Consider the following 13,607-nt stretch of genomic DNA (forward strand, 5'->3'; position numbering starts at 1 on the left):
CGGGGGTGCGGAGCCCCCGCCGCGCCCGGATCATCCGACGCGGCCGTCCCACTCGCGCACCAGTTTCGCCGGCGCCGTGACCCGGAACGACATGTCGAGCAACTCGGCGACCTCGTCCCAGTCGGTGTCGGCCCGATCCAGGTCGAACCCGATCCATCCCGACGGACCCAGGTACGCCGGGTCGTAGGTGTGTGGCTGTCCGAGCAGGGCCTCGCGCTCGGCGGCGTCCGGTTTGAGGATCAGGGACCGCGGGAACTGCGCGCCCGTAGCCTTGACGAATCCGCCGTACACGGCGAACGCAGTCCTCGTGTAGAAGAACGGCCTTCCGTGCGAGATCTTCTCGGCGGCACCCGGGAAGGTCAGCGCCAGCCCACGTACCCGTGTCAGCAGCGGATCGGCCTCGTCGAACATGACGGGATGCGGCATGCGCGCAGCGTACCGTCCGCCGGCGACACCACGACCTGCGTCCGTTCTCGCTGCTCGCAATGCGCAGGGGCGATGTCCCCGCGGCGCCGGGGAAGTCGTACCGGCGGACGCGGGCACCTACGCCCGTGCTCGGGAACGACGACGCACCGCGGCGTACAGCGCACTGCCGAGCAGCACCCCGACCAGGTCCGCGCACCAGTCCCACACCGATCCCGACCGGCGCACCGCGACGGTCGCCTGCAGGACCTCGGTGAGCACCCCGTACACCGCGAGCCAGGCGACGGTCGCGGCGGGCGGGATCCGGGCGAAGCGGGACGCGTACGCGAGCACCGCGAACATCAGTGCGTGCGTGATCTTGTCGGCGTGCGGGAACCCCGACGGGGTCGTATCGCCCGGCAGCATGAGCAGCACGGTGACGACCACGAGCGTGAGCGCCACCGGCGCGAACCGGGCGGTCATTCAGGGATGACCGTCATGTTCCAAGCGCCCTCGGCGAACCGTCGCACGGCGGCCGACCCCGCGGCCAGCGCGTCCTCGCAACCGGGTTCGGCCGTCCCGGTCAGCGTCCCGTCGGGCCGGAGTTCGACAGTGGCTTCGACATCGGCGGTCGTCGCCTCCCGCACCGACCAGTGGTAGCCCGTGTCGGCGGCCCAGTCGTCGGGGCGTTCGGCGAGCAGGTACCAGTTGCCGGCGTTGATCTCGACGGGCTCCACTCAGCAGCCGCCCTTCGTGCCCTTGGTCGCGGAGTACAGGATGCCCGCGGCCGGGATCAACAGGAACCACATCCAGTTGTCGAAGACGAAGAACAGCACGAGCGCGATGAGCGGGATCAGCCCCATGGCGGCGGTGCGCCACTTCTCCCGCTGCTCGGCCTTCGCGGTGTCGTCCACCGCCGCAGGTGTATTCGGGGTCGTGGGGGGAAGGTCGGTGAACAGGGCGTCGAGTTCGGCGCGGGTGGTGGCGGCGGCCGCCTTCGCGCTGCGCTCGTCGAACTCGACGAGGGTGAGCCGGCCCGCGCCGAAGTGCTCACCGAGCAGGTTCAGCGCCTGTTCGCGTTCGACGGTGCCGATACGGACCTCGGGGGAGTCGGCCATGGGTCCACACTAATGTGTCGTCAGCGACCGGTCCCGCCGGTGCCGGTCCGGAACGCCCGGGAGATGATCAGGATCAGCGCGACGGCGGAGATCAGCAGCGCGATGGGGTGCCGCAGCACCAGCGCCGGCGCGACGGCGAACATACTCATCGTCAGCAGCCACACCACGTCCGGGACATCGCGCGTCGCGGGCGGCTGCGGGTCCCGGGAGACGGGGGCGGGCAGCGGCGGGACGTCGCGGAGAAAGGCCGGCTCGGCCGTGCGCGGTCGCCCGCCGCGGGCGCGGACGGCGAGGACGGCGACGGTGGCGACGGCGGTCGCACCCGTCATGACCCACACGTTCGGTTCCAGGAGTTCGTAGAACGCGAACAGTCCGAGGACCACGACCGGGACCAGAAGCCACCACCCGTGCCGGTGCCCGTCGGTCCGGCCGGTCACGGGGGGCAGATCGGTGAACAGGAGCGCGAGATCGCGGCGGGTGACGGCGGCGGCGATGCGGCCGCTGCGGTCCTCGAACTCGGTGAGGGTGAGGCGACCGGCACCGAAGTGCTCGCCGAGCAGGCGCTGGGCCTGTTCGCGCTCGGCCGTGCCGATACGGACCTCCGGTGAATCGGCCATGTCACCACCCTAGTCCCGGAACGAACGACGGCGCGCCCCGTGAATCCTCGGATTCACGGGGCGCGCCGTTGCAGGCAGAACTGCTACTTGAGCTCGGCGAGCACCGTGCCCTGGGTGATGGCGGCGCCGGGCTCGACCGACAGGCCGGTGACGACGCCGGCCTTGTGCGCGTTGACCGGGTTCTCCATCTTCATGGCCTCGAGCACCACGATCAGGTCACCCTCGGCGACCTCCTGACCCTCGGAGACCGCGACCTTGACGACGGTGCCCTGCATCGGCGCGGTCACCGCGTCACCGGAGGCCTTGCCGCCGTGGGCGCCGCCCCGCTGACGCGGCTTCGGCTTCTTGCGGAGCGCCCCACCGGCGGCACCGCCGCCGGCGCCGAGGGTGAACTGGCCGGGCAGCGACACCTCGACGCGGCGGCCGCCGACCTCGACCACGACGTTCTGCCGCGGCAGCGCCTCGTCCTCGTCCTCGGGGGCGACCCCACCGCCGGTGTACGGCTCGACGGTGTTCTCCCACTCGGTCTCGATCCACTTGGTGTAGACGTCGAACTTCTCGCCGTCCCCGACGAAGGCGGGGTGCGAGACGATGTGCCGGTGGAACGGGATCACGGTGGCCAGGCCGTCGACCTCGAACTCGGCCAGGGCGCGGCGAGCGCGCTCAAGGGCCTGGGTGCGGGTCTCGCCTGTGACGATCAGCTTGGCGAGCATCGAGTCGAACTGGCCGCCGATGACGTCGCCCTGCACCACGCCGGAGTCGACGCGCACGCCCGGGCCCGAGGGCTCGCGGTACACGCTGATCGGACCGGGGGCCGGCAGGAAGCCGCGGCCGGCGTCCTCACCGTTGATGCGGAACTCGAACGAGTGCCCGCGCGGGGCCGGGTCCTCGGTGAGCTCGAGCTTCTCGCCGTTGGCGATGCGGAACTGCTGGCGGACCAGGTCGATGCCGGCGGTCTCCTCGGTGACCGGGTGCTCGACCTGCAGGCGGGTGTTGACCTCGAGGAAGGAGACGGTGTCGCCCTGGACCAGGTACTCGACCGTGCCGGCGCCGTAGTAGCCGGCCTCGCGGCAGATGGCCTTGGCGGACTCGTGGATGCGGCGGCGCTGCTCGTCGGTCAGGAAGGGCGCGGGGGCCTCCTCGACGAGCTTCTGGAAGCGGCGCTGCAGCGAGCAGTCGCGGGTACCGGCGACGATGACGTTGCCGTGCTGGTCGGCGATGACCTGCGCCTCCACGTGGCGGGCCTTGTCGAGGTACTGCTCGACGAAGCACTCGCCGCGGCCGAAGGCGGCAACGGCCTCGCGGGTCGCGGAGTCGAACAGCTCGGGGATCTCCTCGATGGAGTGCGCGACCTTCATGCCGCGGCCGCCACCACCGAAGGCCGCCTTGATCGCGACCGGCACGCCGTACTGCTTCGCGAACTCGACGACTTCGTCTGCGTTCTTGACGGGATCCTTGGTGCCGGCGGCCATGGGCGCCTTGGCGCGCTCGGCGATGTGCCGCGCGGTGACCTTGTCGCCGAGGTCGCGGATGGCCTGCGGGGAGGGGCCGATCCAGATCAGGCCGGCGTCGATCACGGCCTGCGCGAAGTCGGCGTTCTCGGACAGGAAGCCGTAGCCGGGGTGGATCGCGTCGGCACCGGACTTGCGGGCGGCGTCGAGGATCTTGTCGAACACCAGGTAGGACTCGGCGGAGGTCTGGCCACCGAGCGCGAATGCCTCGTCGGCGAGCTTCACGAACTGGGCGTCGGCGTCGGGCTCTGCGTAGACGGCCACGCTCCCGTAACCGGCGTCCTTGGCGGCTCGGATGACCCGCACAGCGATCTCGCCGCGGTTGGCGACGAGCACCTTCGTGATGTGCGCGCTGGCATGACTGGGCACGGAGCCTCCTGTTGATCGATCGTTAGGTTATTGCCGTCTCTGGGAGTGTAGGCGTCAATCCGATAGACGATGTAACCGGATAGCCCCTACACCCTACGGGTCGCCCGGAACCCGGCAACATTACCGGCCGGTAGTCGAATCGCCCTCGTTCCCGGGTTCCGGCGTGTCCCACTCGCGACCCTCGCTCACCTCGTGCATCAATTCCCGGACCCGCTCGACGAACGGCGGCACGTTGGCCGCGGCGGTCGGCGTGTCGGGAAACCGGCCGGCCAGGTTCACGCCCTTCGGGCTGCGGTTGAACCACAGGAACACGTCGTGCGTGTAGCTGCGGCTGCGCAGTGTCCGGGCGTTCCACTGCGGCCACTGCGCGGCCATGGGGACGAAGCGAACGTCCATGTACGACACCAGGAATCGCGGTCGCATGGGAATCCCGAGCAGTTCGCCGACCAGGTCGAACGGCACCCGGGCGCTCGCCCGCGTGCGGCGCAGCTCGGCGCCGGCGCACGCCGTGAGCGTCGCGAAGTCCGTGCCCCCGGCCGCATCGATCTCGACCGGGCGCAGGCCCACGAACCAGCCGAGGGCCCCGGCCCACATCGGACCGCTGCGGGTATGGGTCGGCGCGAGCGTCCGGAACCGGTCGACTCCGGCGAGTTCGACCGTGGCGCGGGCGAGGCACGCGAGCGTGCCGGCGAAGAATCCGTACCCGGCTTCCCGGCAGCGGGCGGCGAAGCGGTTGGCCCGGTCGTCGTCGAGCATCCGCGTCGACAGGCGGCGCTGCGGCACCGCACCGGTCGGCCGGGGGCCGAGGGGCAGCGGGAACTCGGGCATCGCGCCGCCGCCGGCGGCCAGGGCCTCCCGCCAGATCCGCACGGCCTCGTGCTCGCCGGCCAGATCGGTGGCGTCCGCCCGCTCCGCGGCACCGAAGTCGATGTAGCTGCCCACGGGGAACAGTCCGGCCGGCCGGCCGGACCGCTCCTGCTCGTACAGGGCCGTGATCTCGTGGGCGACCAGCACGACCGAGTAGGCGTCGGCGACGGCGTGGTCGGCGGCGAAGAACACGGTGAACGACGCCGCGGACGCGTCCCCGTCCTCGGGCTCGAGAGTGGCGAAGACGTACGCCGGCCACGTGTGCGGCTCGGTGTAGTCGGCCAGCAGTTGCTCGAGGTGCTCGCGGATGTCGTCCGGGGAGGACGGCAGGTGCCGGACGAACCGGACCGACACCGCGCCCGGGGGTGCGGTCCGCCGGGTCACACCGCCGGAGCCGACGGCGCCGTCACCGGTCAGGACGACCTGGCTGCGCAACGGTTCGTGCCGGTCGATCCACCGCTCGAGGGCGCGCCGGAACGGCTCCGCCCCGAGGCGTCCCGCGACCTCGAAGGCCGTGCCGAGCCACGCGTCCGGGACGTCGCCGTACCGGCTGCCCGCGGTGCGCCGCAGATGTGCCTCGTGCACGTACGACACCGGTCGCGGATCGGCGCTCCAGGACTCCTCCGCGACGCACGGCAGCCATTCGGTCAGCACACCCGCCGGGATGGGGTAGTCCTCGAGTTCGGTGAACTCCATGGCATCTCAGGAACGCAGATGCCGCTTGATGCGCGCCAGCATCGCGCTCATCCCCCGCAGGCGCAGGGGGCTGACCGCCTCGGCCAGCCCGAGGGCCGCATAGAAGTCGTCGGGCACCTCGAGGATCTGCTCGGCGCTGAGACCGTCGAGCCCCTGATGCAGGATCGAGGCGAATCCGCGGGTGGTCGGGGCCTCGGGGGGCGCGCTGAAGTGCAGCCGCACGTGCTCCCGGTCGGCCGTATCGACCGACAGGAACAGTGGCGACTGACATTCGGGGACCGGCTCCATCGCCGCTTCCTCGAGCTCGGCCGGGATCGGCGGGAGTTCCCGGCTGAACTCGAGCAGCAGCTGCAGCTTGTCCTGGCCCTCGACGGCGGCGAAATCGTCGACGATCTCGGAGAGTGGAGCGGGCAGGGTCACCGGGCCGGCACCTCTCCGGGCTCCTCGCCCTTGGCGATCGGCACCCGCACCGCGTTGCCCCACTCGGTCCACGACCCGTCGTAGTTGCGCACGTGCTCGTAGCCGAGCAGGTGGGTCAGCACGAACCAGGTGTGGCTGGACCGTTCCCCGATGCGGCAGTAGGCGATGACGTCGGAGTCCGGCGCGATGTCGGCGTAGATCTCCTCGAGCTCGGTCCGCGACCGGAACCGGCCGTCCGGCGCCGCCGCGCGGGCCCACGGGATGGACACGGCCGTGGGGATGTGGCCGCCGCGCAGGGCACCCTCCTCGGGGTAGTCCGGCATGTGGGTGCGCTCGCCGGTGTACTCCTGGGGGGAGCGCACGTCCACGAGGGGGCCCGCGCCGAGATGGTCCAGCACGTCGTCCTTGAACGCCCGGATCGGGGCGTCGTTCCGCTCGATCACCGGGTAGCCGCTGGTGGTGCTCACCGGGATGTCGAGGGTGGTGTCGCGGTTCTCGGCGATCCAGGCGTCGCGGCCGCCGTCGAGCAGGCGCACGTCCTCGTGCCCGAACAGCGTGAACACCCACAGTGCATACGCGGCCCACCAGTTGGACTTGTCGCCGTAGATGACGACCGTGTCGGTGCGGCGGATACCCTTGCGGTCCATGAGGGCGGCGAACCGCGTGCCGTCGATGTAGTCGCGGGTGACCGGGTCGTTGAGGTCGAGATGCCAGTCGATCTTCACGGCGCCGGGGATGTGGCCGACGTCGTAGAGCAACACGTCCTCGTCCGATTCGACGACCTTCACCTCGGGCGCACCCAGATGGGCGGACAGCCACTCCGTCGACACCAGACGGGTCGGATCGGCGTAGGCGGCGAAGGACGGGTTGGCGTCGGGCGCGACGGGCACAGGTGGCTCCTGAGGCAGTGGTGACAGTTCGGTGATCGACAATCCGGTGACGACGAGGTGCGCCGTCGATTCTAGGCGGTACCGTCGGGCAACGTGCTGCGCTCCCCGTCCGCCCCGACCGACCTCGCGACCCGCGCCGACATCGATCGGCTGCTGCGCCGGTTCTACGAGCGCGCGTTGGTCGATCTCGTGCTCGAGGCGCCGTTCTCGACCCTCGCCGTGATCGGCCTCGACGACCATCTGCCGACGGTCGGAGACTTCTGGGAGCAGGTGCTGCTGCGCACCGGCCGCTACCGCGGCGCCCTCGTGCCGGTGCATGCCGCGCTGCACCGGCAGTACGGGCTCGACGCGGCCCGATTCGACCGCTGGGTGCACCTGTGGAACGAGGCCGTCGACGAGTTGTTCGCCGGGACGAACGCCGACCGCGCCAAGGCGAAGGCGGCATCGATCGCGGCGGCGATCAGCGCGCGGCTGGATCGAGCATCGTCAGCATGAGCCGCGACGGCTCGACTGCTCGTACCGCGTGCGGCAGGCGGGTGGTCATGTGCACCACCCCGCCGGGCTCGAGGTCCACGGTGCGCCCGTCGGCGGTCACCTGCAGGTGGCCCGTGAGGGCCTGCAGCAGTACCGGAAACGCGGCCGTGTGCTCGCGCAGTTCCTGCCCGGCGTCGAAGGCGAAGACCACGACGCGCGCACCCTCGGCGACGAGGACGCGCTGCGGGCGCGGTCGGTCCGGGTAGGGCTCGACGGCGTCGCGGACGTCGTCGAGGTGCGACAGGGCGGGGACGGCGGGTTCGGGCTGCGGCGCGTCGGCGGGGCTCACGACCGCAGGCTACCGCGGCTTCGTCGCGACGATCGCCACGGCCGCGATCGACGTGCGGTACGTCGTGAACGTCGCACGCATGCCCAGCACCCGCTTGCGGGCGTCGCCGTCGCGCAGCACGTTGCGTACGAAGCGCAGGGTGCCGAGGACGCCCTCGTCGGCGACGAACCGGGCGGGCCGCAACAACGCCATCGGGGCGAGCCGCACGACGTCGACGCTCAGGCCGGCGTCCGTGAGCAGGGCCCGCCACTCGGCGACGGTGAGCGGACGGGCGTTGACCTTGATGGAGCGGGCCAGGCCCTGCCGGATCTCCGTCTTCACCGTATCGTCGAGCGCGTCGGGGACGAGGGCGAGTTCGTGGATCGCGTACCGGCCGCCCGGGCGCAGCGTCCGCACGGCCTCGGCGACGATGCGGGCCTTGGCCGCGTCGGTCTGCATGGTGAGCATGGCCTCCCCGACGACGACGTCGGCGCCGGCGTCGGGGAGGCCGGTGGCGGCGGCGTCCGCGACGACGCAGCGGCCACGGTCGCCGATCGCCGCTCGGGTCAGCTCGGCCGCGGCGTCGTCGTGTTCGACGCCGGTGTACGACAGCGGAGCCGAATCCAGGATCTCCCGCGCGGTCCGACCGAGGCCGGGAGCGAGTTCGACGACGTCGCTGCCCTCGATGTCCGCGTCGACGAGCAGGCGCGCGGTCATTCCCGCACCTCCGGGGCGCAGCACGCGCTTGCCGAGCCGGGCGAGCAGCCAGTGGCCGGGCAGGTGGGCGGAGTCGCGTTCGGACATGGGCAGGGCATGGGGATCGCTCATATCCCAATATTAAGGGAAGGCAATCCTAAATAGAAGGCGTCTCGGCGGTGTTCGAGGCCCACAGCCGCGCCACCGACACCCCCACCTCGGCCAGCAGCCGACGCACCAGCGGCAGGCCGATCCCGATCACCGAGGAGGGGTCGCCTTCGACGCGCTCGACGAACCAGCCGCCGAGGCTGTCGAGCGTGAACGCCCCCGCCACCTGCAGCGGCTCGCCGCTGGCCAGGTACGCCTCGAGGTCGTCGTCGGTGGGGCGGCCGAAGTGAACGGTGGTGCTGCTGTGGTCGGCGGCCTGGGCGACGACCTGGCCGTCGCGCAGGCGCAGGACGCTGTGCCCGGTGAGCAGGTCGGCGCTGCGTCCCGCCATCGCCCGCCAGCGCTCGCGCGCTACCTCGACCGTCCCCGGTTTGCCCTGCAACTGCCCGTCGACCAGCAGCATCGAGTCGCAGCCCACGACGAGGGTGTCGTCGCCGAGGCTGTCACGCACGAGGGCCGGCACGACGTCCGCCGCCTTGGCGCGGGCCAGCTCGGTGACCACCAGTTCGGGCGCCGCGCCGGGACCGAGCTCGGCGATCAGTGCATCCTCGTCCACCGCCGAGACCCGCACGATCGGCGCGACGCCGGCCGAGCGCAGCACGGACAACCGGGCCGGGGACGCCGACGCGAGCACCAGCCTCGCCATGATCAGCCCAGGTTCGGGTACGAGTACGGCGAGAACGGCGCCGTCCGGCGGTGCATCCGGGTGGGGTCGCCCCACGTCTCGCGCGGGCGGTCGTCCGCTGCGGGAGCGGCGGACCCGGCGGCCGCGGCGAGCACCGCCACCAGCGCGGCGACCTCGACGTCCGAGGGCCGGCCCTTGACGATCCGGATCGCCGCGGGCGCCTCGGGGGCGGCGGTCTCGGCAACCGGCGCCGCCGCCGGGGCCTCCTCGGCCGCCGCGACCTCGGTCACCTCGGTGTCGATGATGGTCTTCTCCTCAGCTACCGCAGTCACAACACACCTCCCGGGAGGCTACCGGAACCGGTGGGCAGGACGCGGGAGCGGGATCGCTGCGCGTTCGAAGTCATGTCGTCCCTCTCGTGGGGTCGTGGCCCGGCCGGCTCGGAAGGGCCGAGCCGGCCGGGATGGTCGCGGCCGTGCGGCCGTCAGAGGGGGATGTTCCCGTGCTTCTTCGGCGGAAGCGTGACCATCTTGCGTTCGAGCAGCCGCAGGGCCGCCACGATTTGCCCGCGGGTGTGCGACGGCGGGATGACCGCGTCGACGTAGCCCCGCTCGGCGGCGACGTACGGATTCACCAGGGTGTCCTCGTACTCGTTCTGCAGCTCGAGGCGCAGCGCGTCGACGTCCTCACCGTTCTTGGCCGCGTCGAGCAGGCGCTTGCGGTAGACGAAGCCGACGGCACCGGAGGCGCCCATCACGGCGATCTGCGCGGTCGGCCAGGCCAGGTTCACGTCCGCGCCCATGTGCTTCGAGCCCATCACGTCGTACGCGCCGCCGTAGGCCTTGCGGGTGATGACGGTGATCTTGCCGACGGTGGCCTCGCCGTACGCGTACAGCAGCTTGGCGCCGCGACGGATGATGCCGTTGTACTCCTGCTCGGTGCCCGGCAGGAAGCCCGGCACGTCCACGAGCGTGACGATCGGGACGTTGAACGCGTCGCAGGTGCGCACGAAGCGCGCGGCCTTCTCCGACGCGTCGATGTCCAGGCAGCCGGCGAACTGGGTCGGCTGGTTGGCGACGATGCCGACGGACCGGCCGTCGACGCGGCCGAAGCCGACGATGATGTTCTGGGCGCGCTCGGCCTGGACCTCGAGGAACTCGTCGTCGTCGAGCAGGCGGCGGATCACCTCGTGCATGTCGTACGGCTGGTTCGCCGAGTCGGGAATCAGCGTGTCGAGCTCGATGTCCTCCTCGGTCAGCGACTCCTCGATCGACCCGAAGATCGGGTCGGTCGGCTCGGTGCGCGGCGCGGCGGCCTGGTTGTTGCTCGGCAGGTAGGACAGCAGGTCCTTGACGTAGTCCAGGGCGTCCTGCTCGCCGTCGGCGACGTAGTGCGCGACACCGGACTTGACCATGTGGGTGTGCGCGCCGCCGAGATCCTCCATGGTGACGTCCTCACCGGTGACGGTCTTGATGACGTCGGGACCGGTGACGAACATCTGGCTGGTCTGGTCGACCATCACCACGAAGTCGGTCAGGGCGGGGGAGTAGACGTGTCCGCCGGCGGCCGGGCCCATGATCAGCGAGATCTGCGGGATCACCCCGGAGGCCTGCACGTTGCGGTGGAAGATCTCGCCGTAGAGGCCGAGCGAGACGACACCCTCCTGGATGCGCGCGCCCGCCCCCTCGTTGATGCCGATCAGCGGACGGCCGGTCTTGAGCGCCAGGTCCATGACCTTGACGATCTTCTCGCCGTAGACCTCGCCGAGGCTGCCGCCGAAGACGGTCGCGTCCTGCGAGAACACGCACACGTCGCGGCCGTCGATGGTGCCGTAGCCGGTCACGACGCCGTCGCCGACCGGGCGGTTCTCGGCCAGGCCGAAGTTGGTGCTGCGGTGCCGGGCGAGCTGGTCGAGCTCGACGAACGAGCCCTCGTCGAGCAGCGCGTGGATCCGCTCGCGGGCGGTCAGCTTGCCCTTCGCGTGCACCTTCTCGACGGCGGCCTCACCGCTCGGGGCCTGAGCCTGAGCCTGGCGATTGCGCAGGTCCGCCAGCTTGCCGGCAGTCGTGTGGATATCGGGCGTACTCGCCGCCTCGGGCGCGGACGGCTCCTGGACAGTGGTCATGACCCATGAGCTTAGCGAGCGTCAGTCAGCGATCGCGCACCGAGGCCCCGCTTGTGTTGAATCATTGAACTGAAGCTACCGGCGAGTACGTTTCGCTGCCCATCCTAGGCTGTGCGGATGCCCACCGAACCCGAACCGCAGAGCCCGCCCGTCGACCCCGCGCCCGCGCGGCGCGAGCTGGATGCCGCCCGGCTGCGCGCCGCGCTCGTGCGTGGCGCCGACCCCGACGCGTTCTACCGGCGCCTCGACGTCGTCACCGAGACCGCCTCCACCAACGCCGACCTGCTCGCGGCCGCCCGCGAACCCGGAGCCGACCGCCGCGTCCTGCTCGCCGAGTTCCAGCACGGCGGCCGGGGCCGGCACTCGCGTGGATGGACCGGTGTTCCCCGCGCCCAGGTGATCGTCTCGGTGCTGCTGCGCATGCCCGGCATCGACCTCGCCGACCTGGGCTGGCTGCCGCTGCTGGCCGGCATCGCCACCGTCGACGCGATCCGCTCGGTCACCGCTGTGGACGCCGAACTGAAGTGGCCCAACGACGTGCTCGTCAAGGGCCGCAAGGTGGCCGGCATCCTCGCCGAGGTCGCCGGCACCCACCCCGACCCCGTCGTGGTGGTGGGCATCGGCCTCAACGTCTCGCTCACCGAGGACGAGTTGCCGGTCCCCACCGCGACGTCGCTCGCGCTCGCCGGGGCGACCGACCTCGATCGCACCGCACTCGCCGAGGCCCTGCTGCGCGAACTCGGCCGCCGGTGGCAGCAGTGGTACGTCGCGGGCTGGGACGTCGCCGGTCTGGCCGCTTCCTACCGCGACCGATGCGGCACGCTCGGCCGCCGGGTGCGGGCGGTCCTGCCGGGCGACACGGAACTGCACGGCGTCGCGGTCGACGTCGACGAGCAGGGCCGCATCGTCATCATCCCGGACGACGGTGGCGAGCCGATCGCGGTGTCGGCCGGAGACATCACCCACCTGCGCCCGGTGCCCTGACCCGGCTCGAGCGCCCGGCGCCGCGGCTGTGCCATCGTGTCCGGCATGGGATACCCGGAGGACGCCCTCGCCCCCGAGGAACGGCTGTTGCTGCACCGGCATCCGCACTGGAAGATGCTCATCGTGCCGGCGGCGATCTTCCTGGTCGTCACCGCGCTCGCCGGATTCCTGCTCGGCCTGAGCCAGGCCCGGCTCGACGGCTCCACCGCGAGCACAGTGACGATCGTGCTCGCGGTGCTGTGGGCGGCGATCGTCGCGTGGCAGTGCCTGGCGCCGCTCGTGAGCTGGCTGTCGACCCACTTCATCGTCACCGACCGGCGGGTGCTCGTCCGGCAGGGCGTGCTCACCCACTCCGGCATCGACATCCCGATGGGACGCATCAGCAACGTGCAGTTCCGGCACGGCCTGCTGGACCGGATCCTGCGCACCGGCACCCTCGTCATCGTCTCCGCGGCCGACGATCCGCTCGAGTTCGACGACATCCCCGACGTGCAGCACGTGCATGCCCTGCTGTACCAGCAGGCGTTCCACGCCGACCCGGCGCGGGACCGGGAACCCCGACCCGACGGGCCGAGTCGCAAAGCCTGGTAACGCGCCGGGCGGCCGGTCCCGATCCGTACGCTGGATCCGTGACCGCAGTCCTGCTCGCCGAAGACGACGAAGCCATCGCCGCGCCCCTGTCCCGGGCGCTGGGCCGGGAGGGATACGACGTCACCGTCGAACAGACCGGTCCCGCCGCGCTCGAACGGGCCCTGTCCGGTGACTACGAGCTGCTCATCCTCGACCTCGGGCTGCCCGGCATCGACGGGCTCGAGGTGTGCCGGCAGATCCGTGCCCACCGCTCCGACCTCGCCGTCCTGATGCTCACCGCCCGTACCGACGAGGTCGACTTCGTCGTCGGCCTCGACGCCGGCGCCGACGACTACGTCGGCAAGCCCTTCCGGCTTGCCGAGCTCATGGCCCGGGTGCGGGCGCTGCTGCGCCGCCGTGGCGGCGGCGAGCCCGAGGACATCGTCGAGGTCGCGGGGATCCGGCTCGAGCGGGCGGCCCGGCGCGTGCTCGTCGACGGCTCCGAGGTCACCCTCGCCAACAAGGAGTACGAACTGTTGCGGGTGCTGCTCGAGCACGCCGGCCAGGTGGTCTCACGGGACGCGATCCTGCAGGAGGTGTGGGGCGACGCCGACCTGCGCGGGTCCAAGACCCTCGACATGCACATGTCCTGGCTGCGCCGCAAGATCGGTGACGAGGGCCCGGCCGGGGAGCGGCGCATCGCCACCGTCCGCGGCGTCGGCTTCCGCCTGAACACCGACTGACGGG

General features: G+C 71.5%; 17 protein-coding genes and 1 pseudogene. 4 read left to right on the plus strand and 14 right to left on the minus strand.

Annotated elements, in window-relative coordinates:
* Window positions 1–30: 30 nt before the first annotated feature.
* The 9 genes and pseudogenes from G6038_RS00310 to G6038_RS00350 form a co-directional block, all read right to left on the minus strand.
* Window positions 31–426, minus strand: a complete 396-nt coding sequence (locus G6038_RS00310; protein WP_165035346.1) for an MmcQ/YjbR family DNA-binding protein — start codon at window positions 424–426, stop codon at window positions 31–33.
* A 117-nt stretch (window positions 427–543) separates the two neighbouring features.
* Window positions 544–885 (minus strand): VanZ family protein, encoded by a 342-nt coding sequence (locus tag G6038_RS00315; RefSeq protein ID WP_165035347.1) that lies wholly within the window; start codon window positions 883–885, stop codon window positions 544–546.
* Window positions 882–1,139, minus strand: a complete 258-nt coding sequence (locus tag G6038_RS00320; RefSeq protein ID WP_165035348.1) for a hypothetical protein — start codon at window positions 1,137–1,139, stop codon at window positions 882–884. Before G6038_RS00320 ends, G6038_RS00315 begins: the two co-directional genes overlap by 4 nt.
* Complete coding sequence (locus tag G6038_RS00325) at window positions 1,140–1,520, minus strand: DUF1707 domain-containing protein (RefSeq protein ID WP_165035349.1); 381 nt, start codon at window positions 1,518–1,520, stop codon at window positions 1,140–1,142.
* A gap of 440 nt (window positions 1,521–1,960) precedes the next feature.
* Window positions 1,961–2,137 (minus strand): annotated as a pseudogene (locus tag G6038_RS31090) (DUF1707 domain-containing protein); the annotation flags it as partial.
* Window positions 2,138–2,220: 83 nt separating this feature from the next.
* Window positions 2,221–4,017: an acetyl/propionyl/methylcrotonyl-CoA carboxylase subunit alpha gene (locus G6038_RS00335; protein ID WP_165035351.1), complete on the minus strand. Its 1,797-nt coding sequence runs from the start codon at window positions 4,015–4,017 to the stop codon at window positions 2,221–2,223.
* Between the two features lie 120 nt (window positions 4,018–4,137).
* Complete coding sequence (locus G6038_RS00340) at window positions 4,138–5,580, minus strand: condensation domain-containing protein (protein WP_165035352.1); 1,443 nt, start codon at window positions 5,578–5,580, stop codon at window positions 4,138–4,140.
* A gap of 6 nt (window positions 5,581–5,586) precedes the next feature.
* On the minus strand, window positions 5,587–6,000 hold the full coding sequence (locus G6038_RS00345) for a SufE family protein (protein WP_165035353.1): 414 nt from the start codon (window positions 5,998–6,000) through the stop codon (window positions 5,587–5,589).
* Entirely contained in the window at window positions 5,997–6,890 is an 894-nt protein-coding gene (locus tag G6038_RS00350; protein WP_165035354.1) for a sulfurtransferase, read from the minus strand. Before G6038_RS00350 ends, G6038_RS00345 begins: the two co-directional genes overlap by 4 nt.
* A gap of 93 nt (window positions 6,891–6,983) precedes the next feature.
* On the opposite strand from G6038_RS00350, the gene G6038_RS00355 reads away from it, so the two are divergent.
* Entirely contained in the window at window positions 6,984–7,385 is a 402-nt protein-coding gene (locus G6038_RS00355; RefSeq protein WP_165035355.1) for a group III truncated hemoglobin, read from the plus strand.
* On the opposite strand, the gene G6038_RS00360 is transcribed toward G6038_RS00355, so the two are convergent.
* The 5 genes from G6038_RS00360 to G6038_RS00380 form a co-directional block, all read right to left on the minus strand.
* The gene (locus G6038_RS00360) at window positions 7,351–7,713 is read right to left on the minus strand and encodes a cupin domain-containing protein (protein ID WP_165035356.1); all 363 of its coding nucleotides are present in this window, start codon (window positions 7,711–7,713) and stop codon (window positions 7,351–7,353) included. The genes G6038_RS00355 and G6038_RS00360 overlap by 35 nt on opposite strands.
* A gap of 9 nt (window positions 7,714–7,722) precedes the next feature.
* Complete coding sequence (locus G6038_RS00365) at window positions 7,723–8,520, minus strand: class I SAM-dependent methyltransferase (RefSeq protein WP_165035357.1); 798 nt, start codon at window positions 8,518–8,520, stop codon at window positions 7,723–7,725.
* Between the two features lie 25 nt (window positions 8,521–8,545).
* Entirely contained in the window at window positions 8,546–9,202 is a 657-nt protein-coding gene (locus G6038_RS00370) for a nucleoside triphosphate pyrophosphatase (protein WP_165035358.1), read from the minus strand.
* 2 nt (window positions 9,203–9,204) lie between these two features.
* Window positions 9,205–9,513 carry an acyl-CoA carboxylase epsilon subunit gene (locus G6038_RS00375; RefSeq protein WP_165035359.1) on the minus strand — a complete coding sequence of 103 codons (309 nt, stop codon included), beginning with the start codon at window positions 9,511–9,513 and terminating at the stop codon, window positions 9,205–9,207.
* Window positions 9,514–9,665: 152 nt separating this feature from the next.
* Entirely contained in the window at window positions 9,666–11,306 is a 1,641-nt protein-coding gene (locus tag G6038_RS00380; RefSeq protein ID WP_165035360.1) for an acyl-CoA carboxylase subunit beta, read from the minus strand.
* 117 nt (window positions 11,307–11,423) lie between these two features.
* Here G6038_RS00380 and G6038_RS00385 point away from each other — a divergent pair, with 117 nt between their 5' ends.
* From G6038_RS00385 to G6038_RS00395, 3 genes are read left to right on the plus strand one after another with little or no spacing between them, the layout of a single operon-like run.
* A complete protein-coding gene (locus tag G6038_RS00385; RefSeq protein ID WP_165035361.1) occupies window positions 11,424–12,290 on the plus strand; it encodes a biotin--[acetyl-CoA-carboxylase] ligase in 867 nt (288 codons plus the stop codon).
* Between the two features lie 45 nt (window positions 12,291–12,335).
* Window positions 12,336–12,881, plus strand: a complete 546-nt coding sequence (locus G6038_RS00390; RefSeq protein ID WP_165035362.1) for a PH domain-containing protein — start codon at window positions 12,336–12,338, stop codon at window positions 12,879–12,881.
* A gap of 38 nt (window positions 12,882–12,919) precedes the next feature.
* Entirely contained in the window at window positions 12,920–13,603 is a 684-nt protein-coding gene (locus G6038_RS00395) for a response regulator transcription factor (RefSeq protein WP_100057411.1), read from the plus strand.
* Window positions 13,604–13,607: the final 4 nt, after the last annotated feature.

Origin of the sequence: Rhodococcus sp. 14C212, assembly GCF_011058195.1 — a bacterium.
Classification (GTDB): domain Bacteria; phylum Actinomycetota; class Actinomycetes; order Mycobacteriales; family Mycobacteriaceae; genus Rhodococcus; species Rhodococcus aetherivorans.

What these genes read in the sequence shown, in the direction of transcription:
- G6038_RS00325 (WP_165035349.1), bottom strand. Translation starts at nt 1,520, where the DNA reads ATGGCCGACTCCCCCGAGGTCCGTATCGGCACCGTCGAACGCGAACAG.
- G6038_RS00315 (WP_165035347.1), bottom strand. Translation starts at nt 885, where the DNA reads ATGACCGCCCGGTTCGCGCCGGTGGCGCTCACGCTCGTGGTCGTCACC.
- G6038_RS00385 (WP_165035361.1), top strand. Translation starts at nt 11,424, where the DNA reads ATGCCCACCGAACCCGAACCGCAGAGCCCGCCCGTCGACCCCGCGCCC.
- G6038_RS00380 (WP_165035360.1), bottom strand. Translation starts at nt 11,306, where the DNA reads ATGACCACTGTCCAGGAGCCGTCCGCGCCCGAGGCGGCGAGTACGCCC.
- G6038_RS00365 (WP_165035357.1), bottom strand. Translation starts at nt 8,520, where the DNA reads ATGAGCGATCCCCATGCCCTGCCCATGTCCGAACGCGACTCCGCCCAC.
- G6038_RS00310 (WP_165035346.1), bottom strand. Translation starts at nt 426, where the DNA reads ATGCCGCATCCCGTCATGTTCGACGAGGCCGATCCGCTGCTGACACGG.
- G6038_RS00370 (WP_165035358.1), bottom strand. Translation starts at nt 9,202, where the DNA reads ATGGCGAGGCTGGTGCTCGCGTCGGCGTCCCCGGCCCGGTTGTCCGTG.
- G6038_RS00340 (WP_165035352.1), bottom strand. Translation starts at nt 5,580, where the DNA reads ATGGAGTTCACCGAACTCGAGGACTACCCCATCCCGGCGGGTGTGCTG.
- G6038_RS00390 (WP_165035362.1), top strand. Translation starts at nt 12,336, where the DNA reads ATGGGATACCCGGAGGACGCCCTCGCCCCCGAGGAACGGCTGTTGCTG.